Below are 24,753 nucleotides of genomic sequence, written 5' to 3'. Positions count from 1 at the left end.
TACATGTAATTAGTAATTTTATGCCACGCACATAAACCTCAATAATTTGGCTACCCTTCTATATAAAAGCGCGATAAAAGCGCGTTGTAGCTTAGGCGTTATCACCTAAGCCTTAATTAAAAACGCTGTAATTTACCGCTTTGACTATAAGCCTAATATTGTCTCTTACTCGCCTAATTAAATAGCTCGATAAACAGCGTGTAACATTTTCGGTACTCTTATCCATTTTTTACCCATTTTATTTACTTACTCTTTTCCTAGTTTAAAATAAATGCATTAAAATAAGTGACATAGCTTCATATTTTAAATGTAACGCTATGGCATATCTATTGCTCCTTCAATATACATGGTCAGTAAAACCTTGGCCAAGCAAATACGTTAAAGGAGATACAAAGTGGGCGCATTTCAAGCTGACTCTATAAGTGAAGCAAGTGCTAGATTAGTAAGTTGCTACTTATACTCAATATTTTACAACCACACTCACTTTTACGTCTATTCCCGCCAAGCAAAGACATAGGTAACACGCATTGCTGCGTTATCTACCATTAGGCTCTTTGCGATTACATGCAGTTAATCCAACTTAAACTTTACGTTAAAGGAGACGTTGATATGCCAACTAACCAATTTACGATGCAAGACCCTAGAAGCCAATATCAAATGGGACGGACCGAAAAAGACAGTGAACAACCAGACCCAGGCCTAGATGAAATTTTAAAACCCAAAGCAGATCACGGCGAAGATACCTATGTAGGTAGCGACAGATTAAAGGGTCGCAAGGCGTTGATCACCGGGGGCGACTCGGGCATTGGCAGAGCGGTTGCCATTGCATTTGCCAGAGAAGGTGCCGATGTGGTTATTAATTACTTAGCCAGCGAAGAAGCCGATGCGAAAGAAACACTCGATATATTAAAAGCCAGCGGTAGCAAAGCTTGGGGAATTGCAGGCGATATCTCTGATGAGAGTTTTTGTAACGACCTTGTGGCGCAAAGCGTTGAAAGCTTAGGCTCAATCGACATATTAGTGAATAATGCAGGTAAACAACAGTTTGTTGCCGAGTTAGACGATTTATCTACCGAGCAATTTTGCCAAACATATGCAACAAATGTATTTGCTATGTTTTGGATAACAAAGGCGGCGGTAAAACATATGCCACCGGGCGCTAGTATTATTAATACAACCTCTATCCAATGCTATCAACCCTCTGCTGGGCTTCTTGATTACGCATCGACTAAGGGCGCAATTACAAGCTTTACTAAAAGTTTAGCAAAAATGGTGATTGATAAAGGCATTCGGGTTAATGGGGTTGCTCCTGGGCCAATTTGGACTCCGCTTCAACAAAGTGGTGGCCAACCGGCTAAAAAATTGCCTGAATTTGGTGATAACGTACCATTAGGTAGACCAGGCCAGCCTGCTGAACTAGCACCCACCTATGTATACTTAGCATCGCAAGAGTCAAGTTACATTACCGCTGAAATAATGGGGGTGACAGGTGGGCAGCATCTACCTTAATCATGCTGGCTCACTCATATTAGTTAATCTTAGCTTATTGATTTTATAAAATAATAGCGGCGTATATACGCCGCTATTTTTACCTTGCCTTTTTTCAATTATACCTAAATAAGCCCCACTAAGTATTGGTGAGGCTCTGGTTAACAATACCTTAGACAGCACCTTAGACAACATCTTAGCTTGGTACTAAAAACCTGTGTTCATACAGCACTATTTAGCTCAGTGTGAGCAAGAGTGCGCCGAGTTAGACACGCATAAATTAACTGCATAAATAACTTAAGCCGATTAAGTGTTACCTTTTTTAGCACGTATACCGCGAATGAACTCTTCTAAATAAGGCGTAAATTCTAACGCAAGTGCTATAAATAGCACCGTTGCCAAGTAAGTTATTGGTAAAGGAGAGGCTTTTAATTGCAGCGTAAAGTCAGGAGGAAAGCCGCCTGGAGTAAATAAAGCGGTAAATTGCTCCCAATGGCGCGCAATAATTAATACCAAAGCTAACAGGGGTATCATTTCTAAAAAACTGTGTATATGTTGCTCTAGCGGCCCTACCCTTCGCTTACTTACCGCATAACTTACATCCCACATTGCTGTAAGCTCATGCAGAAAAAACAACACAATACAAAGGGCAATAATCAAACTATTAACTTCAAAAATTAAAACGAGGATTAACGGAATGCCCACTTCGGCAAACATTAATAAATGAATAAATGACTCTTTAGCACCGCTGGTTGTAGAAATATTACTACGTCGATGACAAAACCAATCAGCAATACCAGCAGCAAGCCAAACAGGGATCACAAAATACATTAAAATCAATAAAGTTGGGTCAGTCATAGTTTGTTAGTCCTTAATATTTGGTTTTAATAACCCTCATGCTTAAAACTAAACATTTACACTTCATCAGCTTCTTCATTCATCACTAGCGATGTGAAAAAAACTTACTTTCAAATAATTTATCATTCACTTTTAAGATGGCTTGAGGATTACTTACGTTTTTACACTTTTACCTTTTTGCAAATGAGATACCATTTTAAACGCGCCCTTGAGCCAACATTTGGTATGCTCAATATCTATTTACAACAAATAAGTAGTTCAAGTGTTATGCCAAATCTCGACGCTAAATTGATTTAATGCCATTTTAGCTATAGGTAGGTGTGGAGGTGTTTTTACTTTGCCGTATATATTTTTATTGTGTAAAAAATAGAAAATATATCGCTTTTCATTGTAAGTTTTTCATTCACAAAGCTAGATAAGGAGGTTGTGGAAAAGGTAAACTACAAGCTGAATAACCCTATTTTTTGTAGATTTACGATAGCTAAAAACAAAAAAGTAAGCCGCACACTTGTAATAAATTAGCCTTTAAAAGCTCTTTTACGACAATACGTTCACTACTGCCATCTACACTCGCGCATATTTACTTTGCCGTTTTTAAAGCTAACCCCTTCTAATAATAGCTTTTGGCGCTGCTCTTGGTATTTATCACTGCCTGCAGGGAATGATATTTTACCTTGGCTGTTTACTACTCTGTGCCACGGTATAACAGAATCATCTGGCATTTGCTTTAAAAGGCGCCCTACTAAGCGTGAATTTTGCGGATAACCGGCAAGCGTTGCTACTTGCCCGTAACTTGCTACAAAACCTGCAGGTATATTTGCAATAATGGTGTAGATTAGGGTTTCTTTATCAATATCAGCGGTCATTAACGTACGCCTCACTGAGTACTTTAAATTGCTCCCAAATAGAGCGCGCAACAGGGCCATGGTGTATTGCATCACGCCTAAATGCACGTACTTCTATACCAAACTCATCTTCTCTGTCGTTTATCTGTATTTGCTGCAACAGCCCAGCTTCTATTTCAGGGGCGCAATAGTCTATGTTCATCATTGCCCAGCCGGCACCAGCAAGCAGAAACGACTTTAAATTGGTTACATCGTCAATCTTCATTAAGGCAGAGCCTTTTGAGTAAGAAAGCTTGTCGCTGTCTATGCTTAAGTCACTTTCAAACATGGCCAAACACGGGTAATTTTGTAGCTCGTTAAAGGTCATGTACTTAGGAAACGCATTAGTAGAAGCAATAATTCCAATGTTTAATTTACCAATTGGTAGGCTTTCTAAGTGCCCTGTTGCATGAAATAAGTCAAACCAGGGGCCTATGCCTAACTCCACTTGCCCACTATTTACTTGCTCTAAAGAGACAAAGCGTTTGCCACTGGTTAAATTAAACTCTGTACGCTTAAATAGTCTAAAAGTATTACTTATGATCTCGTTATAATTGTCTTTTTGACAAATTTGCTCGTAGCAAATTCGATATTGTGGCTCGTTACCCAGTGCAAGCTCTTTAGCAAGCTGTGCTAGCTCATCATTTGCATGCAATAATTGTTGTGCTTCGCGATGAAAAACACGCCCTTTTTCAGTTAACTGTAATCGGTACTTGCTTCTATCGAGTAGTTCAAAGCCAATTTTTGCCTCTAAGTTTTTAATTGCTAAGGTAAGTGCAGGTTGAGTTTTATGTAATTTAAGCGCCGCGCCACTTAAACTTGCACTTTGTACAATGGCATCTAAAATTTGTAATTGATTCAGCTTCATACTGCGCTCAACATGATCATAAATAAAACTTATTATGTTTCTAAAATTTAATGAATTTTATTTTATATGGTTGCGGCGTATCCTGCACTTAATTATTTTGCCCATCATTGCCACGGAGAAGACATGAAACTCTTTCGTCTATGTATACTTACTACGACTTTACTTACCTTAATGGCCTGTTCAGAGCCAGAAAAGCAAGTAAAAGAAGAGCCCATTAGGCCTGTAAAGTTATTCAATATAGGACATGATTCGCAAACAAATGTGCGCAGCTTTCCTGCTGAGGTGGTTGCTAACCAAGGCTCGTACTTAGCATTTAGAGTCAATGGTGAACTGGTAGAGTTTCCGGTATTAGCAGGTGAAGAAGTTGAAAAAGGACAACTTTTAGCAAAGCTTGACCCAGAAGACTTTCAATTACAGTACGATGATAGAAAAGCCCGTTATGAGCTTGCTAAATCACAACTTAGCCGCATTGAACAATTACTTGAAAAAAGAATCGCGAGTCAATCAGAGTACGATGAAGCATTGGCCAATATGCAAGTGGCAGAGTCTGCCTTTAAAATTGCCGAAACCAACCTAGAATACAGCGAACTGCGCGCCCCATTTGCAGGGACTGTAGCCAAAGTATTTGTTAAAAACTTTGAAAACATTCAAGCCAAGCAAAACATTTTACGCCTAGAGACCCGCGATTTAATGGATGTAGAAATCCAAGTTCCTGAAAAAATAATAGCGCGCATTAAAAAAGGCAGCGACTACCACCCTACCGTTGTGTTTGACGGTTATGATAATAAAGAGTACACCCTTGATTTAAAAGAGTGGGATACGCAGGCAGATCCTACTACGCTCACCTACAAAGTTGTTTTTTCGCTGCCAGTACCTAAAGACTTTAACCTACTTGCAGGGATGACGGGCCGTGTATTTATCGATTTATCAAAAGTAACCAGCTCGCAAGTGGCTTACACTATTTTACCGGTAGAGTCGGTTTTTTCTGAAGCTAAAGAAAGCGTGTCGGATAACGCCTATGTGTGGATATATAACCCAGAAACCGGTGTTGTTAATAAACAAGCCGTTAAAGTGGGCCAAGTACACCGCGACGGTATTGAAGTGCTAAGCGGTATTAAAGAAGGCCAAATTGTCGTCTCTGCTGGCGTGCACTCATTAGATGAAGGCATGAAAGTACGTCCATGGAATAAAGAGCGAGGCTTATAATTATGAGCTTTGCGCAACTCTCCATAGAGAAAAAAGTAATTAGCTGGATGTTTGCACTACTGCTGTTAATTGGCGGGAGTGTGTCGTACTTTGATTTAGGCCAACTAGAAGACCCAGAGTTTACGCTTAAAACCGCCATGGTTATAACTATGTATCCGGGTGCATCGCCACAACAAGTAGAGGAAGAAGTCACCTTTCCTATCGAAAATGCGATTCAGCAACTCCCCTACGTAGATTATGTGACCTCTATTTCATCAAATGGTAAGTCGCAAATATCGGTAGAAATGAAAAGTACCTACCGAAAAGAGCAGCTGCGCCAAATTTGGGATGAAATGCGCCGTAAAATTAACGATTTAGCGCCTTCACTCCCGAGTGGCGTTTACCCAAGCACCATTTTAGATGACTTTGGTGATGTATACGGCGTTATGTATGCGGTTACCGGCGATGGCTACTCTTATGATGAACTTAAAGATTACACCGATTACTTAAAGCGTGAACTCGTACTCGTTAAAGGTGTGAGTAAAGTGACCATTGCTGGTGAGCAACAGCCTCAAGTAATGGTTGAAGTGTCTACCCGTAAATTAGCACAACTGGGTATTGCCCCAAGCCATATTTTTGGTTTACTGCAATCGCAAAATACAGTCTCTAACGCAGGTAAAATTAGAGTGGGTGATGAGTCTATACGCTTTCACCCAACCGGCGAATTTAAAGATGTTAAAGAGCTCGAAACCCTGCTTATATCTAAACCCGGTGCTAGCGAGCTTATTTACTTAGGTGATGTAGCCAAAGTATTTAGAGAATACGCAGAAGTACCCAGCAATGTTATTCGCTACAACTCAGAACAAGCGCTTTTAATTGGCGTTTCGTTTATGAATAGCGTGAACGTAGTAGATGTAGGTAAACGTATTGACGAGCACTTAGCAGAGCTTGAGTACCAGCGCCCACATGGCATACATGTAGAATCGGTGTATAACCAACCTAAAGAAGTAGAAAAATCGGTAGATGGCTTTATTGTCAGCCTAGTAGAGGCGATTGCCATTGTAATCGTGGTACTGCTTATATTTATGGGGTTAAAAAGTGGTATTTTAATTGGCGGTATTTTATTACTCACCGTTTTAGGCACCTTTATATTTATGAAGTTGTTCGCCATAGACCTGCAACGTATTTCTCTGGGTGCGCTTATTATTGCCCTTGGTATGCTGGTAGATAACGCCATAGTAGTAACCGAAGGCATATTAATAAATTTAAAGCGTGGCCAAACCAAGTTAAAAGCTGCAGTTAATATTGTAGAACAAACTAAATGGCCGCTACTAGGCGCTACAGTTATTGGTATTACTGCGTTTGCCCCTATTGGCTTAAGCTCTGATGCGACCGGTGAATTTGCGGGTAGCTTATTTTGGGTATTGTTTATATCGCTTTTACTAAGCTGGATCACCGCCATTACGCTTACGCCATTTTTTGCAAATTTAATGTTTAAACAAGATGAGTTTAAAAAAGCTAAAAATGCTGAGGGCGAAGAGGAAGATGACGACCCATATCAAGGCTTTATTTTTACCGGCTATAAAGCACTTTTAGATGTATCTATGCATTATCGTAAAACCACGCTTGTGCTTATGGTCGTGCTTCTTTGCTCGGCTGTGGTTGGTTTTGGTGCGGTTAAACAATCGTTTTTCCCAGCCTCTAACACCCCTATGTTTTATGTAGATTACTGGCAGCAACAAGGCTCCGACATAAGAGCAACGCTAGAGGGAATCAAAAAGCTTGAAAACTACCTTCAAAAAGAAGAGCTAGTTGAAGAAATAACCAGTACTACAGGCCAAGGTGCTCCACGCTTTATGCTTACTTATGCACCGCAAAAGTCGTACTCGTCATACGGGCAGCTCATTATTAGAGTAAAAAACCGCGAGGCGGTGGCTGTAGTAATGCAGAAAGTGCGTGAATACTCGCAAAATACACCGCTTTCAGCTGAGCTTAAAATTAAGCCCATGGAAATTGGCCCCTCAACCGATGCTAAAATTGAAGCACGCTTTACAGGCCCCGATCCGGTAATACTTAGACGATTAGCCGCCCAGGCTGAAGAAGTTATCGCACAGGACGACGGCGCTTATAATATTCGTGATGATTGGCGCGCACGCACTAAAATGATTCGTCCACAATTTAACGAACAAAAAGCGCGCCGTTTAGGTATTAGTAAGTCAGACCTTGATGATGTACTGCTTACTAGCCTTTCTGGCAAGCAAGTGGGTGTATATCGTGATGGTACGCAACTTTTGCCAATTATTGCTCGCTCACCGGCAAATGAGCGCCTAAATGTAGAAAGCGTTCACGATTTACAAATATACAGCCCAGTACTGGGTGTATTTGTGCCAGTAACACAAGTGGTTGACGAATTTGTGGTTGAATGGGAAGACAGCCTAATTATGCGCCGCGACCGAAAGCGCACAATAACGGTAATGGCCGATCACAACGTATTAGGCGATGAAACTGCCGCTAAGTTATTTGCACGCGTGCGCGGACCCGTAGAAGCAATAGAGCTACCGCGTGGCTACAAATTAGAATGGGGCGGCGAGTATGAGTCGTCATCGGATGCGCAAGCTGCTATATTTGGCTCATTACCGCTGGGTTATTTAGCGATGTTTGCGGTAACCGTACTGCTGTTCAATTCACTTAAACAGCCTTTAGTTATTTGGGCTACAGTGCCACTTGCCATTATTGGTGTGAGTGCGGGCATGTTAATAATGAATGCGCCATTTAGCTTTATGGCACTACTTGGATTACTAAGTTTAAGCGGGATGCTGATTAAAAACGGCATTGTGTTGGTCGATCAAATAAATCTTGAGCTTCGCGATGGTAAATCGCCTTATCAAGCTGTGTTTGAATCTGGCGTTAGCCGTGTACGCCCTGTAGCCATGGCGGCTATTACCACTATTTTAGGTATGATCCCGCTGTTGTTTGACGTGTTCTTCCAGTCAATGGCGGTAACTATTATGTTTGGTTTAGGTTTTGCAACCATACTTACGCTTATTGTAGTACCTGTGCTTTATACTGTTGTATTTAGAATAGACTACGAGCCTAGAAAGTAATTTAAAAGCCTTACAGCACGTTTAAAACGCAGCTTACCTCACAGTAGCTGCGTTTTTTATTATTTAAACCGAGGTTAAAGATGGACATAATAAACTAGGTTGTATTTGTATTCTCTTTGGCTATTTTAGCTTTATAACCGACGAAAATGGCAATGTAGATTTAAACAACTACCGTTTCACGGACGGTATTGCACTGGTAATAACAGGCATGTTTGACGGTACTTACGATTTAATTAAACGACTGCGCTCTAAAAACAGCGTATCTGCATTAGCCATTTATTTAGGGCTTTTTTTACTTTATATTGGCGTTGTGTTTTATAAATAACCCCTCAAATGACAGCAAAACAACTTTTTAGAATAATAATTACCGCTAGTTTACTATTCCCACCCCTATTTTTTATTGCTTGGGATGAAAATCTCGATCCCCCCTTTATTGCCAATACCGCTTATGATTTTTTAACACATAAGCTGCTTCCTGTTTTGTCAGTAATAATTAGTATTGCAGGGGGGATGTACGGATACAAAAAGTACAACGCATGCATAACATTTAAATCAAATTTTAAAGACTATGTAGGGCCTGTTTATCTTTCGAGGTTAAATTTGCAGCAGTGTGTTTGGCATTTAGGCAAGGCAGAGCCTATGTAGTGTGGTTATTCCCCATAAATAGGCGATAACGTGGAATAAATGCCAAACATGCGCTGCCCGGAGGGTTCTGCCTAGGGGCATTTTACTCTTTGTTGCTCAGTTTTTACTTAGTCCACTAGGTTACAAACCTCGCGCCACGATTAAACCGCCCCTAGTTTGAACAAATTTTAATCCTGAAAGGTCAACAGGCCCTAGCACGATGGGAAGCTTAGGGGCTGGCTGGGTATTTTGTTTATACCTGTTTTAGTTTATTTATGGCTGTGGGCTAGTTTTTGTATTTCAGTAAAGTTATGGACGTATTATTATAGCGACAATAGCTGGCAGCAAGAGTACCAGCTACTGGCTGTAGAGGCGTGTCCGAGTGATTACGAATACAGCTGCGCAAAACTGGTTGTGCTTGATTTACAAACTTACAGAAAGCGCTCTTTTAGGTGGTATTTAGATAAACCAGCATTAAAGCGGCTAAAAAATGAGAAAATAAACATCGTAGGCGTTAAAAGCCCACTCGGTAACGTTGTACATCAAATACAATGGTAAGTGCGCACGCTATTTTTTTAAACTTAACGTGCCAGATGAACGCGCTTTACCGTTTGCTGGCTTTTTGTTGTTTGCGCTTTTGCTATCGCCTTGCGTATTTTTACTAGCTCCACCTTTACCTACATAGGTGGTTGAGCGCTTTTGAAAGGGCGTGTTACTTCTTTGAGTGCGAGTGCCTCGTTCATTATTAAAGGCGCGTGGGTTTTCCCCCTGAAAATCACGCTTTTTAGGCTCGCCTTTGTTATTGGCATTTTGCTTATTGGTATCAACCGAGTGCTCTTGCGTTTTACCCGAATCAGCAATGGAGTCATTAATTTGCGCCATTTCTACGTCGGTTAAATGTCGCCACTGGCCTACTTTTAAGCCCTTTAACGTTACATTCATAATGCGGGTACGTTTAAGGGTCACAACTTCATAACCTAGGTATTCACACATACGACGAATTTGGCGGTTTAACCCCTGCGTAAGCACTATTTTGAATTCTTGCGGAGCTGTTTGTGTCACTTTACATTTTTTTGTAACGGTATCTAAAATAGGAATACCGTTGGCCATTTTGCTCACAAATTGGCGATTGAGTGGTTTATCAACTGTCACTACGTATTCTTTTTCGTGGTTATTACCCGCTCGCAAAATTTTATTAACGATATCGCCTTCGTTAGTTAAAAAAATCAATCCTTCTGAAGGTCTATCTAAACGGCCGATAGGAAATATACGGGTGGGATAATTAACGGCTTTGACAATATTACTTTGAACTTTACTCTCGGTGGTACAGGTAATACCCACAGGCTTATTATACGCAATGTACACGCGTTTTGGTTTTTCGCGCAGCGGTTTTCCATCTACTAAAACAGTATCGGTATCAGCCACTTTTACGCCCATTTCAGGCGTATTACCATTAACCGTTACACGACCTTGCTCAATATATTTATCGGCTTCACGGCGTGAACAAAAACCTGTTTCACTAATAAATTTATTTAAACGTTTTAATTCGGTCATGGCACTTAATGGTCCTAATTTTAAAGGCGACTAGTGTAAACCACACGCCATTATTTTTCGCCCCTAATTTAAACCTTTACGCATTAATTTTTGCAATTTTTGCTTGAGTTAACCTGCGCCAAACATATTCCAGCGGCCCTTGCTCATAATAGCGACAATATAAAGCTGTAAACAATAGCTGCACGCTAACCAGGCCAGTCGCGACTATCCAATAGTCTATTCGGTTAAAACTTAATACCCACTGCGGATACAACACTTTATAAAGCAACAGCTGCATAAGTGTTTGGCATATATATAAGGTAAAGGCTAAACGCCCAGCTTGCTGAATAAGCCGACCCACATGAGCACGGTTATTACAAAATTTAACGATGAGATGAATATAAAATACAGCCATGAACAATGCGGCAAAGGTATTTATAAACTCTTGTATGGCGAACCCTGCTCCCCCTGTGAACTTTGACGCATAAAGCCTCATGCCTGAAAAAATAAAGGCGCCAGCTATACAAACAATAAGGTGCGGCTTAGTTAAACCTTTACTAAAAACCTCATTTTTATATAAATATATGCCAATCAGCATTAGCCCTACGCACAGCCACATGATCATGATAGGAACAGCTACCAGCATTAATATATTCATACCTAGATTACTCAAAAAGTAATCGCTGTAATGCGGGCTATATAAATCGATATACTGTGCTGAATCACGATAAACGACCTCATCTGGCGCACTAAAAAGCACCAACCCCGTGGCTACACAACCAATTAAAAGAAACTCCCCTGCCCTTTTTATAAGCAGTTGGTTATTACTTTGTAAATATTTTAGGGCAAACCAGCCAGATACACCGTACAAAAATAAAATGTCGCCAGCCCAAAGTAAAAAACCATGTACCAAACCAAAAATGATAAGCCAATGCAATCGCGCTTTTAAAGGCGCTGTTGATTTAACTTTTTGCCATTGAATATAAAGCCCTGCCCCAAACAGTAAGCTAAACAGCGTTCTAAATCGGCCATCAACAAAAAAAGTACTCACAGCATGGATAAGGGTGTCGCTAAAAGGCGGGGTAGATAAAGGAATATAGCTATAATCCATTAAGCCAAACGCATAGCCATTCATATACACTAAGCAAAGCACAGCAATGCCGCGAATAAAGTCCATATTATAATTTCGCATAATGAGCGGTTACTGTCCTTTAACTATTATTTTTATAATTATCTGCCCAATCTACGGCTTGATTATATAACCCTGGCAGCACATCACTTTTAACATTAAGTAATATAACGGCTTTTTCTAATGTCCACCAGCTACCTGTTTCGTACGCTTGTACTACATTTAAAATATAATATAGGGTGTTTTTTTCGTTTAATAATGCCGCTTTAATATCATCAGGAAAAGGTAACTTTTCGACTAATAAACTCATAGGTTGATCGAGTATGGCATCTAGTAACGAAAACAAGCCGGTTAAAAACGCCTCACCCGCCAACGATTTAGACACTTGCTTTGCTATTAGCTCACAAAAGCGTGCTCTAACTACACACACTTGCATTAGTTCTGCTGGCTTTTTTCCCGCGGTGTGCGCGGTAACAATTAAACTAACAAACTTTTTTAAATGCTCATGCCCTAAATACACTAACGCCTGCTTAATAGATGATATTTTACTCTGAATAGGAAAAACACCGCTGTTAATTAGCCGCATAAGCTTATAAGCCAAGGCCGCATCGGCTTCAAATAACGCACTAATTTGCTTTATATCTGGGCTTGGTTTCATTACTTGCGCGTAAATAGCCACAACTAACGCATAGTTATAATCAATGTCTTGCTGTTCGTGCATTGTGGGCTTGGCAAAAAAGTAGCCTTGAAAGTAATCAAACCCCATTTTATGTGCTTGGTGATAATCGGCTTGGGTTTCTATTTTTTCTGCTAATATTTTTATTTTTTTATGCTGTTTTAGTTTTTCTATAATCTCAGCAATATCTGATAAAGGCGTTTGCGCAATATCAAACTTTACTAGCTTAATAAACTTTAAAAATCGCTCCCATTGCTCGTTATAAACAAAGTCGTCTAATGCGAGTTTATAGTTTTTATGAAAAAGCTCTCTGCAAAGCTGATAGTTATCGTCGGTGGGTTCAATGGTTTCTAACAGCTCAATGACCACATCTTTACAGGGTAAAAAGTCACATAAATTGTGCTTTAAAGAGTCAGGGCCTATATTTATCAGTGCCGTTTTACCGGAGGTGATGTGGCGTGTGCCTAAATTAAGCTGGTTTTCCATTATTAGGCGAGCAGTTGCTTGACCTTCTTCTATATCGGGAAAAAAGTTTTCAGCACTATTACGAAATAAAAGCTCGTAAGCAACTACATTTTGCTTACGATTGAATATTGCTTGCCTTGCAACAAATACAGACACATTACCTACTTCTTATTTTTATACTCAAACTAAGTAATTAATAGCGTAAATAGGTATAAATGTCACTTCTACTGCGTTTAATTTTAATGATTTAGCAATACATGCTTGAAATATAATCAGCAGCGACCGTTTCCCACGAAAAACGTGCTCCTTTAGCATTAGCTGTAATGTTACTCCATTGCTTAGGGTTTTGCTGTTTTAGCGTAAGGGTTTCAGTTAAGCATGTCATTAATCCATCAACTTGTTCATTCAACGAGCCGCCAGAAAATGCAAAGCCATTGTTGTTATGGCTTACGGTGTCTTTTAAACCGCCAACACTGTGGACTAAACAAGGTTGCCCTGCGCGCATAGCAAGCATTTGACTAATTCCGCATGGCTCGAACGAGCTTGGCATTAAAAATAAATCCCCAAGCTCATATAGGCTATCGCCAATACCTTGCCCATAACCTTTTAAAAACAATAAGTTTGCATTACGTGCCATGGCCTTGGTGAAAATGCTTTCAAGGGCTTTGTCACCAGAGCCTAAAATAATAAGACGACCATTAAAACGGTTAATTATTTCACACACTTTATCAAGCGCTAATGCATTACCGTATTGTTGGCAAAGTAATAACACCTTTTGCTCGGTCAGCCTGCCAATACTTGTTACGAGGGGCCCATCTATTGGCGTGTTTTTAAACTGCAGCATGCGCTGATGCGCCACATAGTAGCTCGTTTCAAGCTGCTCATGTTTTGCCATCCAGTTAAATAAAGTATGTTCAATACGCTCATACAAGGCCGATAAAGTAACCTGCTCAGGGTTTTTCTCAGGGTATTCACAGCCATTTAATATTCCCACCACCTTGCCTTGAGCCGATTGATTTTGTAAATCAAGCTCTAAGCCTTCTCCACCAAAAAAACCTTGCTGATAATTACTCGGCTTTAGTACCTCGGTACTGTAAGTAGGTGAGACTAAATGAACTTTATCTGCCAAATTTATAGCACTGCGCATAGGGTTAAAACAGTGTGGGTAACGAGGATCGCACAAATGTTGCCCGTTATAACCTAACGAAGGAAACCAAGCCTCTAAACTCGAGTCGTCGTGTTTAAAAGGCCTGATCCCTTGCAGTGCTAAATTATGAACTGTATAGGCAATATGTAAATTAGCGAGGGTATCGTAGCGTTTATCAAATTTTAATAATACGGCGACACACGCGCTATGCCAATCGTGTAAATGCAGTGCTTGAGGGCGCGTTATTAAACCCTGTAGCAGCGCTTCACATAGAGCGGCACTAAATAATGCATATTTTGTTGCATCAGTGGCAAAAGGTCGCCCGGGTTCGTCATTACAATACACCGAACCCGATTGACTAAACAGTGGGTGCGAAATAACAAATTGATTAATGTGTGTGTTGTCATCACTTATTTTAAATAAAGATAATACCTGTGGCTGCGCTCTAAATATAACAGTGACATCACCTATATATTCACGTTGCAGTTGCTCAAACCCATAATCAGGAATAACAACATCTACGCTCACGCCTTGTGCTGCTAGTGCTTTTGGGGCATCTCTGACTACATCTGCTACCCCGCCCACTTTAGCGTTTGGTAAAGCATCGTTTTCTGCGGCAACCATTAATACATGCATTTATTTACTACTTCCTTAACCTTTGTTATTCGCATCCGATTTTAAGCGAACTTTTTATTTTCGTGTGCTTGACGTTCAAGCTTTTTAGCAAGTTCCGTGAGCATATCACGGGTGACTAACACGATGCCTTTTTTAGATACCCTAAAGCCATTTTCTTCATCGGCTTTTCTATCGTAACCAATTTCAAGCCCTGCGGGTATTTCACAGCTTCGATCAATTATGGCTCGCTTAATTTTACAATGACGATTAATGAGAGCTCCGGGTAAAATAACCGATTGCTCTATTTCGCAAAATGAACGCACGTGCACGTTTGAAAACAGCAGTGATTTTCTAACCACGGAGCCCGATACAATACACCCTCCTGATACCGTTGAGTCTACCGCCATACCTCGTCTATCTTCATCATCAAAAATAAACTTAGCCGGTGGCAACTGCTCTTGATAGGTCCAAATAGGCCAGGTTGGATCGTATAAATCTAGCTGTGGCTCGGGCATTACCAATTCCATATTGGCTTCCCAAAACGAGTCTAACGTTCCTACATCGCGCCAATAAGGTTGCCCTTCTTGCATGGGATCTCTAAACGGAAACGCATACACACTGTGCTCTTCTATAATTGCCGGAATAATATCGTGCCCAAAGTCGCGGCCAGAACCTTCATTTTCAGCATCTTTTTTTAGCTGCTCAAATAAAAACTCAGTATTAAACACATAGTTGCCCATAGAGGCTAAGCAGGTACCTGGCTTACCAGGGACAGAGCTGGGGATCGAAGGCTTTTCATCGAAGCGACATACCCGATTTTTTTCATCAACGGTCATTACCCCAAAGGTATCTGCAGCCTCTTCAACAGGTACTTCAAGGCAACATACTGTCATGTCGGCGCCTTTTTGCACATGCTCGGCTAATAGAGCGCCGTAATCCATTCGATAAACGTGATCGCCTGACAAAATCATCACATATTTTGGCAGTTCGTGGCGAATAATATCCATGTTTTGAAAAACCGCATCGGCAGTTCCACAATACCACTCATCACCATTACGCTGAGATGCGGGTAAAATTTCAACCGACTCCCCCAGCTCTTTTTTAAAATGGCCCCAGGCGCGATTAACATGGCGAATCAAAGAGTGCGATTTATACTGTGTGGCTATGCCTACACGCCTCACACCCGAATTGATACAATTTGATAATGGAAAATCGATAATACGGTGCTTACCGCCAAAATAAACAGCGGGCTTTGCGCGCCAATCTGTCAATTCGTGTAAGCGTGAGCCGCGTCCACCAGCCAGTATTAACGCGTACGTATCTCGGGTTAAGCTACTTATGTAACGATTTGCATAACTAGGCATAATACTCTCTCCGTTTAGTCTGTGCTCTTAGTGGCATGGCTCGTAGTTGCATGTAAGTCTGTTTCACTAATAGTTAGGGGGGTTAGGTGCCAAATATCTTCACTGTATTGGCTTATGGTTCTATCGCTTGAAAATATGCCGCTTGCGGCCGTATTTAAAATACTCATTTGCGTCCAATGCGTTTGGTCTTGATACGCAGCCTCTACCTGCTTTTGCGCTGCCACATAGCTTTCAAAGTCATGTGCAACCAACCACGGATCGTGAGGGCTTTTAATAGCATTAATAATGTCGTCAAATAAATTAGGCTCAAACAGGTTAAATTGCCCGCTTTCGAGTAACTGCATTACATGGCTTAGGTCGCTGTTTTGCTCTATTAAATGAGAAGGGTTATATCGCGATTTAATATCATCAATTTGATGAGCCTGGGCACCAAACAAAAAGAAATTATCAGCGCCAACAGCGTCTCTAATTTCAATATTCGCCCCATCTAACGTACCAATAGTAAGCGCACCATTCATCATAAACTTCATGTTACCAGTGCCTGATGCTTCTTTACCTGCGGTCGATACTTGCTCTGATAAATCGGTTGCAGGGCAAATAGTTTCCATTGCGGTTACATTATAATTTGGCAAAAACGCAACTCGTAAATAAGGCGCTGCAAGTGGGTCTTTATTAATAACCTCAGCTACATTATTAATTAGCTTAATTATTTTTTTAGCCATGTAATAACCAGGGGCAGCTTTACCCCCTAAAAGCACACAACGTGGTACTAAGTTTGTAGTATCGCCTCGGCGTATACGGTCATATAAATGAATAACATGAAGTACATTTAATAACTGGCGTTTGTATTCGTGAATACGTTTAACTTGTACGTCAAACATCATCTCTACATCAAAATCAACACCACAGCGCTCTTTCACCAAATCGACGAGACGTTGTTTGTTTTCGCGTTTAACATTTTGCCATTGCTGATGAAACGCGGTGTCGTCGAAGTAGCGGCGTAATTGGCTTATATCTGCAAAATCGCTAACCCATTTTGAGCCAATTTTTTCTGTAATTAAATGACTCAAGGCCGGGTTGCAGTGTGCTAACCAACGCCTTGGGGTAACCCCGTTGGTTTTATTATTAAACTTGTTAGGCCAAAGCTCATAAAAGGTTTTAAATAGTCCTTCTTTTAAAAGTTGGGTATGTAGTGCGGCCACACCATTTACCGAATAGCTGCCCACAATCGCTAAATAAGCCATGCGTATTTGCGGCACGTCGCCTTCTTCAATTAACGAAAGCGCGCGCTGTTTACTTGCATCGCCTGGCCAATGCTGTGCCACTTGCGCTAAAAAGCGGGCGTTTATTTCATAAATAATTTCTAAAATTCGCGGCAATAGTTTCGCAAAAAGCGGCACTGACCATTTTTCTAATGCCTCTGGCAATAGCGTGTGGTTAGTGTAAGCCATTGTGCTGGTTGTAATTTCCCACGCGTTATCCCAATCAAGCTCGTAGTCATCAACTAAAATGCGCATTAACTCTGCCACGGCAATACTTGGGTGCGTATCGTTTAATTGAAATACATGATGTGCAGCAAAGTCACTAAAGTCTTCGCCGTATTGTTCAACCCATTGCGATACGATATCTTGAATACTCGCTGATGATAAAAAGTACTGTTGACGTAATCTAAGCTCTTTACCATTTTCACTGCTGTCATTTGGGTAAAGCACCATTGTGATTTGTTCTGCTAGGTTTTTTTGCGCTACCGCTTCTGAATAACTCCCCGCATTAAACTCGGTTAAGTTAAATTCGTCGGTCGCTTCTGATTTCCATAGCCTTAGCGTATTAACAATATCGTTTTTATAACCAGGAATAGGCACATCATATGGCACAGCTAATACGTCGTGACAACCAACCCATTGACGGTGTTCGCGCCCATGTTTGTCGGTATAACTTTGTACGTGCCCAAAAAACTTCACTCGTTGTGATTGCTCAGGCGCGGCAAGCTCCCACGGGTGCCCCTCACGAAGCCAGTTATCGGGTTGCTCAACTTGGTGGCCATTTTTTAATGATTGGTTAAACATACCGTATTCGTAGCGAATACCGTAACCAACCACGGGAAGCGCAAGGCTTGCACAACTATCTAAAAAGCAGGCAGCTAAACGCCCAAGGCCACCATTACCTAGCCCTGCATCGTGCTCTGCCTGGGCTACGGTTTCAATTGTGGTGCAATACTCTTGCAGTGCACTGGAGACTTGTTCGTCTAAGTCGAGATTTAAAATTGCATTACCAAGTGCTCTACCCATTAAAAATTCTAGCGATAGGTAAGCTGTTTTACGGCGTTTTTCTTGCTTGATTTGTTGTTTGGTTTCTCTGCAACGAGCAACAAGCCGATCTCTTATTGTCAGCGCAAGCGCATGATATAAATACAGTTGCGACTCACCCACTTTGTCACGCCCTAAACTGTAATAAAAGTGCCGAGTTAAATCATCTTTTAAAGTGCTTTCATCAATTACAGGGCCTTCTTGCCACCCTTTTACCACACACACATTTTCGTCTTGCTTAGACATGACCATCGTCCTCTAAATTTGCACTAAAAACCCAGCTGCTTTGTGCTGAAATTTCGACTATTGCATCCTCTTTACTGCTTAGCGATGCGTTATGTACACTTGATAAAACCATGTCCCATTGCGCCGCGATAGGCGATGGGGGTAACTTACAAAAAACTGTTTTTTTACTCGCATTTAAAATGATTAATAAGGCGTATTTATTTTGCTTATCTAACAAGCTATACATTAAAAACTGGCGCTGCGGCTCGTGCCAATGCTCGTTAGTCATTTTTACGCCTTGCTCGGTAAACCATTTAACCGTAAAGCGCTCGTCAATATCTTCTGAAAACACACTGTGTTTAAACGCACTGTGACCACGCCTTATTTTTAGTGCATCGTCAATAAATCGGGTTAGTGAATGATTTAGCTGTGAGTCTTTCCATGCCAACCAGCTGGTGCGGTTATTTTGACAATACGCATTATTATTGCCCCCTTGCGAGTGACCCATTTCACTGCCTGAGGCAATCATAGGCACCCCTTTTGAGAGTATTAGCGTAAGTAAAAAGTTCTTTTGTTGCTGCAGTCTTAGGGCAATAATTTTGGCATCATTAGTAAATCCTTCAACACCACAATTGGTGGAATGATTAGCGCTGTGGCCATCGCGATTTTGCTCGCCATTCGCTTCATTATGTTTATGCTCATAACTCACCAAATCGGCAAGCGTAAAACCATCATGGCTGGTAATAAAATTAATACTGTTTAGCGGCCCGCGCTGGCTGTGCTCAAAAATATCAAATGAGCCATGAATACGTTTTGCTACATTTGCAATAACGCCTTCTTCGCTTTGCCAAAATCGGCGTATGACATCTCTGTATTGGTCATTCCACTCTCGCCAAGGTGCAGCAAAAGCCCCTAGCTGATAGCCACCTGGCCCTATATCCCAGGGCTCACTAATAAGCTTTACACGACTCAATACAGGGTCTTGTTCAATGGCTTGAAAAAACGCATGGGCGCTATTAAAACCATGGGCATTTCGGCCTAAAATGGTGGCTAAATCAAACCTAAATCCGTCTACTCCCATTACTTGCACCCAATAACGTAAGCTATCAAGTACCAGCTTTAAGGTTTTAGGATGATCAATATTAATGGTGTTACCGCAGCCGGTATCGTTTATATACACCTGAGGCTTATCAGCCACCGTTCGGTAATAAGCTAGGTTATCTAGCCCTCTGAGAGATAAAATCGGCCCATCGGCGCCCGCTTCTGCGGTGTGGTTATAAACCACATCTAAAATAACCTCTATATCCGCTTTATGAAGCTCGCTAACCATGCGCTTAAATTCGTTAATGTCATCATCAACTAAATAATCTTTATGCGGAGTAAAAAAGTTGAGTGTGTTGTAGCCCCAATAATTTTGCAGCCCTTTTGCCGTTAAAAACTGCTCACTTATAAAAGCATGTACAGGGAGCAGCTCTAGTGCGGTGACCCCTAAATTATGCAAATGCTCAATAAAGCTAGGGTGGCTTAAGCCTAAAAACTTACCTTGTAAATTTTTAGGGATATTAGGGTGTCGGCACGTGGCGCCTTTTACATGGCACTCATAAACAACGGTATTAGACCAGCTATGGTTTGGCTTTTTGTGTTTATAAGGCTGGCTATTAACAACCCGTGATTTAGGTATATCAATGGCATTATTAACGGTGCTTTTCGTGCCAATAGGCATTTGCCCATAGTGGCGCTCACTCCATGTGAATTCGCCAAATAAGTCTTTTGCATAAGGGTCAATCAGCAACTTGTGCTCGTTAAACAGCAGGCCTTTTTCAGGACTGTACTCCCCTTCTACGCGATACCCATATAATGCGCCTTCGGCTAATGGCGCTACATGGGCTGTCCATATACCGCCTTCGTTGATATGCATGGTTACTTTTAATATTTCAGAGTGCCCACTTTTATCAAATAAGCACACATAAGCTTGTGTTGCTTTAGGTGCGTACAAGCTAAAGTTAACGCCGCCACTGCTAATAGTTGCGCCAAGTGGATGTGGTTGCCCATGTGAAACCTCAAATCGATTACTCATCTTCAACCTTTTGTAAATAAATACTCGTTAACCCGCCCATTGCAATTTTAATGCTATGCGAAAAGCCATGAGCGCTTGCCTTAACGCTACTAACCGTGGCGTTTTTGTTTGCTGTTACTTTAATACCTGAGCCAAAAAAAGCGTCATCATCGGTGTTTAAAATAACCTTATATTTACCCGCTGCGGGTACCCCAATTTCATACTCTTGATAAGAAACAGGCGTAAAGTTTGCCACTACTACAATAAAGTCGTGGGCATTTTTAGCATAACGTACAAAACTAAATATACTTTGCTCGTTATTGTTGTTATCTATCCATTCAAAACCCGCAGGGCTTGAGTCGAGTTCATACAGTGCAGGCGACTTTTTATAAACAGTATTAAGCGCTTGTACAGTGTTTTGTATACCGCGGTGGCTTTTATGCTCTAGCAAATGCCAATCAATAGAATGGTTGTGATCCCACTCTTTTCGCTGTGCTATTTCGCCTCCCATAAACAACAGCTTTTTACCGGGGTGCGCCCACATAAATGCGTAATACGCACGTAAATTGGCAAATTTTTGCCAATCATCACCAGGCATTTTTTCAATTAATGAGCCTTTACCATGTACAACTTCGTCATGACTTAGCGGTAAAATGTAATTTTCGCTAAATGCGTACACCATAGAAAACGTCATTTCGTGATGATGATGCTGCCTATAAAGCGGGTCATGTTGCATGTAATGAAGGCTGTCGTTCATCCACCCCATATTCCATTTGTAGCCAAAACCTAAGCCATTGTGATCAACACTTTGAGTGACTCCCGGCCACGCGGTCGACTCTTCAGCCACCATCATAATGCCCTGATTATTTTTATAACTACGCAAATTTACCTGCTTTAAGCACTCAATAGCGCCTAGGTTTTCTCGTCCACCATAACAATTGGCAACCCATTCACCTTCTTTGCGGCTGTAATCTAGATAAAGCATTGAAGCAACCGCATCTACGCGCAGTCCATCAAGGCCAAATTGCTCTAGCCAATACATCGCATTAGAGATTAAAAAGCTTTTAACCTCCGGGCGGTCGTAATTATAAATATAGGTATTCCAATCAGGATGAAAGCCCTGTCGAATATCGGCATGTTCAAATAAATGCGTGCCGTCAAAGTGGTGTAAACCATGCGGATCACTAGGAAAATGCCCAGGCACCCAATCAAGTAGCACGCCTAAGTTTGCTTTGTGGCACTGCTGAACAAAGTATTTAAAACTGCTGTAATCACCAAAGCGACTAGTTGGTGCAAACAACCCCACTGGCTGGTAACCCCAAGAGCCATCAAACGGGTATTCACTTATTGGCATTAATTGAATATGCGTAAAGCCCATTTCAACCGTGTAATTAACCAGTTTGTCGGCAAGTTCGCTATAGCTTAAATAGCGGTTTTCTTCAGCCCTTTGCCATGACCCTAAGTGCACTTCGTAAATACTTATGGGCGCGTCTATATGGTTACGCTTTTGACGATTTTTAAGCTCGCTATCACTGAGCGAAATAGGCGTTGCTTGCTGTTGTAACACACTGGCCGTACCCGGAGCTTGCTGCATTTTAAAGGCAAACGGATCTGCTTTTTCAAGCACATCGCCTTGCTGTGTCACAATAGAAAATTTATAACAGGTATCGGGCTGAAGCCCTGCGATAAAAAGCTCCCACACACCACACGCAGGATGAAAGCGCATATAATGACGATTAGCTTGCCAAAGGTTAAACTCGCCAATAACAGATACACTGGCTGCATTAGGCGCCCACACACAAAAGCGCACTCCATCAACCCCTTGTTGGTTAATAAAGTGTGCGCCTAAATGTTTATATGCATGCTCTAAACTGCCTTCGTTAAATAAATACATTGCATCCGTATCTAGGCTGCTTGCAAAGCTATATTCATCGTAAAAACATAATGCTGAGTTTGCATATTCAACGTTGCACTTATAAGGTTGCGTGGGCATTTCGTTGCTTGTTGCAATGAATAAATCACTACTGTTATAACGCTTAGCAATAACTTTTTTATCATTAATAATAATATTTACATTTTTAGCCTCGGGTAAATACACGCGTATTTCGTAGCCATTTTTATAAGCATGTGCCCCTAAAAAACTAAAAGGGTCTTTAAATCTGCCGCCTTGTAGTGCAGTTACCTGTGCATCGTAATGGGGCTGTAATGAATCCTTTGGTGCGGTACTACTCATATCCTTTCCTTATTGAATTAACTGCAGCCAAGGTACTGGCATTATTTTTAAAAATAGCGTTGCTTGAATGAGTTAAAACACGGCGCCAATTTGGGTATTCGGTATTAGTACCGGGTATATTCACCGGATACGTTTGTTTATCTAAATCATCAAGCTGAAGTGCAAATAAACGGGTCTCACTGTGTGCAAGTGCTTTGGCAAGTTCACCGTAAATGCACATAGCATCGCTAGTTTCGCTAAGTTGCTCTGCGCTATGTAACTGTATAAAACGTAGTAATCGTTGTTTTTCTTGTTGTCGTTCGTGCAATTGCTGTTGGTACTGCTGATCATCAATAAGCTGATACTGGCGTTTAATATCTAAATCATCTGTTTGCCACCAGCCGCAAAATGGCGGTACGTCATGATTCGCTATCATAATTAAACAATGCTTAGGTAATTCTTGTAACGGTAAAAACTCACCATCATCTTGTTTTTCAAAATAAAATAAGCTATTTGAATAAATACCACTTACAGCAAGTGCGTGTTTTACCTCGGGCGGGACTATGCCTAAGTCTTCACCTATTACTATGCACTGATTAAGGTGAGACTCTATTTTTAAAATAGCCAATAAGTGCTCGAAAGGGTAATAAACATAACAGCCATCTTGTGTGTGATTATTTTCAAAGCACCACCATAAGCGCCTAAGCGCCATAACATGATCAATGCGCAAACCGCCAACACCTTGCATGTTTGCGCTAATAAGTGAGCGATAAAAGGCAAAGTGATCATTTTTTAATTGTTGCGGGTTAAGTGCAGGCAGCCCCCAATTTTGCCCCGCTTGTGCCCAAGGGTCTGGCGGCGCGCCAACATTGGCATTATCACTAAAAAGTGATCGCTGAGATTGATACTCAACGCCATCACCTGCACAACCAACAGCAAGGTCATTAATTAAACCTATTGCCATGCCTTTATTTAAACAGTGCTGCTGACAATGGCTTAATTGTAATTTAGCCTGCCATTGTAAGTAGTAATCAAAGGTAGGATTGGCTGAATTTAGCGTAGTTAGGGTCTGGGCGTTTTGTTTGCAAAACTGTGCAAACTCATCGCGTCGTGAAGCGCTGGCATGTGCTTCAAAATGACTAAATAGCGCTTTAAATAATGCATATTTAACGGCGCTTACTTTTTCATAATTTATAAACTGTTCATTGCTGTTATAAAGCGCTTTTACCTCATCACTGTGTAACAAAGCATCTAATTGTGGATTGTTTTTAGCATCAGCTGATAGTTCAACACAAATGTACAAAGGATTTAATAACGCACGGCTATTAGGGCTATAGGGACTGGCTCGCTCACTTTGCTGTGCAAACAGCAAATGTAATGGGTTGAGTAATATGTAGTCCATGTGTTGCTGTGCACATAAGTCACATAGCTCTAGTAAATCATTAAAATCCCCTACACCTAGGCCTGCTTTGTTTTTAACTGTGTACAACTGCAGCGAAAGCCCAGTGCGCTTAGTATCATCTACTTGAAAAACTTTTTCTGGGGTGGCCCACAATTGAATCTCTTTGCTTTGCTCCCCTACACTAACCAGCGCCTGATGATAACCTACCGGAATAGCCCCTAACGGCACTGCTACTTCAATATAACGCACGCCATGTACATAGTAATCGCCAGTGATGGCCAAATTATGTAAGTTAGCACGCTCATAGGTAACGTTTAACTTTGGCAACGTTATCGCCACAGGTAAATCACGTTGACGCTCATCTATGCGAATATAAAAAAGGTTATCAGTTAAATTCACTAAGCTGGTATCGGGTGCTAACTCTAACCAAGGCGCAACATCTAATTGATAATTAAGCTGTGCTATTTGGTGTTCATCTTCGGTATTTACACCACAACATTGTAAGGCACGTTTGCGCGTGTCTTCGCTAAATATAACCTGCTCGCCCGTGTATTTAGTAAACTCATAACCGATACCGTGCAGATAAAACAACTGCGAAAGTGCGTCCATTTA

17 protein-coding genes are annotated in these 24,753 nt (G+C 41.1%); 5 read left to right on the top strand and 12 right to left on the bottom strand.

Features of this window, described 5'->3' with window-relative positions; translation table 11 throughout:
- Nucleotides 1-609 precede the first annotated feature (609 nt).
- Nucleotides 610-1,509: an SDR family oxidoreductase gene (locus MSC25_RS12005; RefSeq protein WP_248443541.1), complete on the top strand. Its 900-nt coding sequence runs from the start codon at nucleotides 610-612 to the stop codon at nucleotides 1,507-1,509.
- 285 nt (nucleotides 1,510-1,794) lie between these two features.
- On the opposite strand, the gene MSC25_RS12000 is transcribed toward MSC25_RS12005, so the two are convergent.
- The 3 genes from MSC25_RS12000 to MSC25_RS11990 all read right to left on the bottom strand — a co-directional run bounded on the left by MSC25_RS12000 (nucleotide 1,795) and on the right by MSC25_RS11990 (nucleotide 4,098).
- Nucleotides 1,795-2,346: a diguanylate cyclase gene (locus tag MSC25_RS12000; RefSeq protein ID WP_248443540.1), complete on the bottom strand. Its 552-nt coding sequence runs from the start codon at nucleotides 2,344-2,346 to the stop codon at nucleotides 1,795-1,797.
- A gap of 554 nt (nucleotides 2,347-2,900) precedes the next feature.
- Complete coding sequence (locus MSC25_RS11995) at nucleotides 2,901-3,212, bottom strand: MGMT family protein (RefSeq protein WP_248443539.1); 312 nt, start codon at nucleotides 3,210-3,212, stop codon at nucleotides 2,901-2,903.
- Nucleotides 3,202-4,098, bottom strand: a complete 897-nt coding sequence (locus MSC25_RS11990; protein WP_248443538.1) for a LysR family transcriptional regulator — start codon at nucleotides 4,096-4,098, stop codon at nucleotides 3,202-3,204. The genes MSC25_RS11995 and MSC25_RS11990 overlap by 11 nt, the downstream gene beginning before the upstream one ends.
- A 123-nt stretch (nucleotides 4,099-4,221) precedes the next feature.
- On the opposite strand from MSC25_RS11990, the gene MSC25_RS11985 reads away from it, so the two are divergent.
- The 4 genes from MSC25_RS11985 (at nucleotide 4,222) to MSC25_RS11970 (ending at nucleotide 9,569) form a co-directional block, all read left to right on the top strand.
- Nucleotides 4,222-5,304, top strand: a complete 1,083-nt coding sequence (locus MSC25_RS11985; RefSeq protein WP_024031767.1) for an efflux RND transporter periplasmic adaptor subunit — start codon at nucleotides 4,222-4,224, stop codon at nucleotides 5,302-5,304.
- A 2-nt stretch (nucleotides 5,305-5,306) separates the two neighbouring features.
- Nucleotides 5,307-8,387 (top strand): efflux RND transporter permease subunit, encoded by a 3,081-nt coding sequence (locus MSC25_RS11980; RefSeq protein WP_055019066.1) that lies wholly within the window; start codon nucleotides 5,307-5,309, stop codon nucleotides 8,385-8,387.
- A 333-nt stretch (nucleotides 8,388-8,720) separates the two neighbouring features.
- Nucleotides 8,721-9,032, top strand: a complete 312-nt coding sequence (locus MSC25_RS11975; RefSeq protein ID WP_174694622.1) for a hypothetical protein — start codon at nucleotides 8,721-8,723, stop codon at nucleotides 9,030-9,032.
- 228 nt (nucleotides 9,033-9,260) lie between these two features.
- Nucleotides 9,261-9,569: a hypothetical protein gene (locus MSC25_RS11970; RefSeq protein WP_174694625.1), complete on the top strand. Its 309-nt coding sequence runs from the start codon at nucleotides 9,261-9,263 to the stop codon at nucleotides 9,567-9,569.
- A gap of 9 nt (nucleotides 9,570-9,578) precedes the next feature.
- On the opposite strand, the gene rluF is transcribed toward MSC25_RS11970, so the two are convergent.
- The 9 genes from rluF to malQ form a co-directional block, all read right to left on the bottom strand.
- Nucleotides 9,579-10,565 carry a 23S rRNA pseudouridine(2604) synthase RluF gene (rluF, locus tag MSC25_RS11965; RefSeq protein WP_248443536.1) on the bottom strand — a complete coding sequence of 329 codons (987 nt, stop codon included), beginning with the start codon at nucleotides 10,563-10,565 and terminating at the stop codon, nucleotides 9,579-9,581.
- 76 nt (nucleotides 10,566-10,641) lie between these two features.
- The gene (locus MSC25_RS11960; RefSeq protein WP_248443647.1) at nucleotides 10,642-11,721 is read right to left on the bottom strand and encodes a DUF418 domain-containing protein; all 1,080 of its coding nucleotides are present in this window, start codon (nucleotides 11,719-11,721) and stop codon (nucleotides 10,642-10,644) included.
- A gap of 34 nt (nucleotides 11,722-11,755) precedes the next feature.
- Entirely contained in the window at nucleotides 11,756-12,970 is a 1,215-nt protein-coding gene (locus MSC25_RS11955) for an HDOD domain-containing protein (RefSeq protein ID WP_248443535.1), read from the bottom strand.
- Between the two features lie 91 nt (nucleotides 12,971-13,061).
- Nucleotides 13,062-14,597, bottom strand: a complete 1,536-nt coding sequence (locus tag MSC25_RS11950) for a glycogen/starch synthase (RefSeq protein ID WP_248443533.1) — start codon at nucleotides 14,595-14,597, stop codon at nucleotides 13,062-13,064.
- A 41-nt stretch (nucleotides 14,598-14,638) separates the two neighbouring features.
- The gene (gene glgC, locus MSC25_RS11945; RefSeq protein WP_004586432.1) at nucleotides 14,639-15,940 is read right to left on the bottom strand and encodes a glucose-1-phosphate adenylyltransferase; all 1,302 of its coding nucleotides are present in this window, start codon (nucleotides 15,938-15,940) and stop codon (nucleotides 14,639-14,641) included.
- 14 nt (nucleotides 15,941-15,954) lie between these two features.
- Complete coding sequence (locus MSC25_RS11940; protein WP_004586433.1) at nucleotides 15,955-18,492, bottom strand: glycogen/starch/alpha-glucan phosphorylase; 2,538 nt, start codon at nucleotides 18,490-18,492, stop codon at nucleotides 15,955-15,957.
- Complete coding sequence (glgX, locus tag MSC25_RS11935) at nucleotides 18,485-20,548, bottom strand: glycogen debranching protein GlgX (protein WP_138577249.1); 2,064 nt, start codon at nucleotides 20,546-20,548, stop codon at nucleotides 18,485-18,487. The genes MSC25_RS11940 and glgX overlap by 8 nt, the downstream gene beginning before the upstream one ends.
- Nucleotides 20,541-22,760 (bottom strand): 1,4-alpha-glucan branching protein GlgB, encoded by a 2,220-nt coding sequence (gene glgB / locus MSC25_RS11930; protein ID WP_248443532.1) that lies wholly within the window; start codon nucleotides 22,758-22,760, stop codon nucleotides 20,541-20,543. The genes glgX and glgB overlap by 8 nt, the downstream gene beginning before the upstream one ends.
- Nucleotides 22,753-24,750 (bottom strand): 4-alpha-glucanotransferase, encoded by a 1,998-nt coding sequence (malQ, locus tag MSC25_RS11925; RefSeq protein ID WP_248443531.1) that lies wholly within the window; start codon nucleotides 24,748-24,750, stop codon nucleotides 22,753-22,755. Before malQ ends, glgB begins: the two co-directional genes overlap by 8 nt.
- Between the last annotated feature and the right edge of the window lie 3 nt (nucleotides 24,751-24,753).

It is taken from the genome of Pseudoalteromonas sp. 1CM17D (genome assembly GCF_023161805.1).
In the GTDB taxonomy this organism is placed as follows: Bacteria; Pseudomonadota; Gammaproteobacteria; order Enterobacterales; family Alteromonadaceae; genus Pseudoalteromonas; species Pseudoalteromonas atlantica.
The sequence above is the reverse complement of the archived record's forward strand: the minus strand, read 5'-3'. Positions and strand labels throughout refer to the sequence as shown.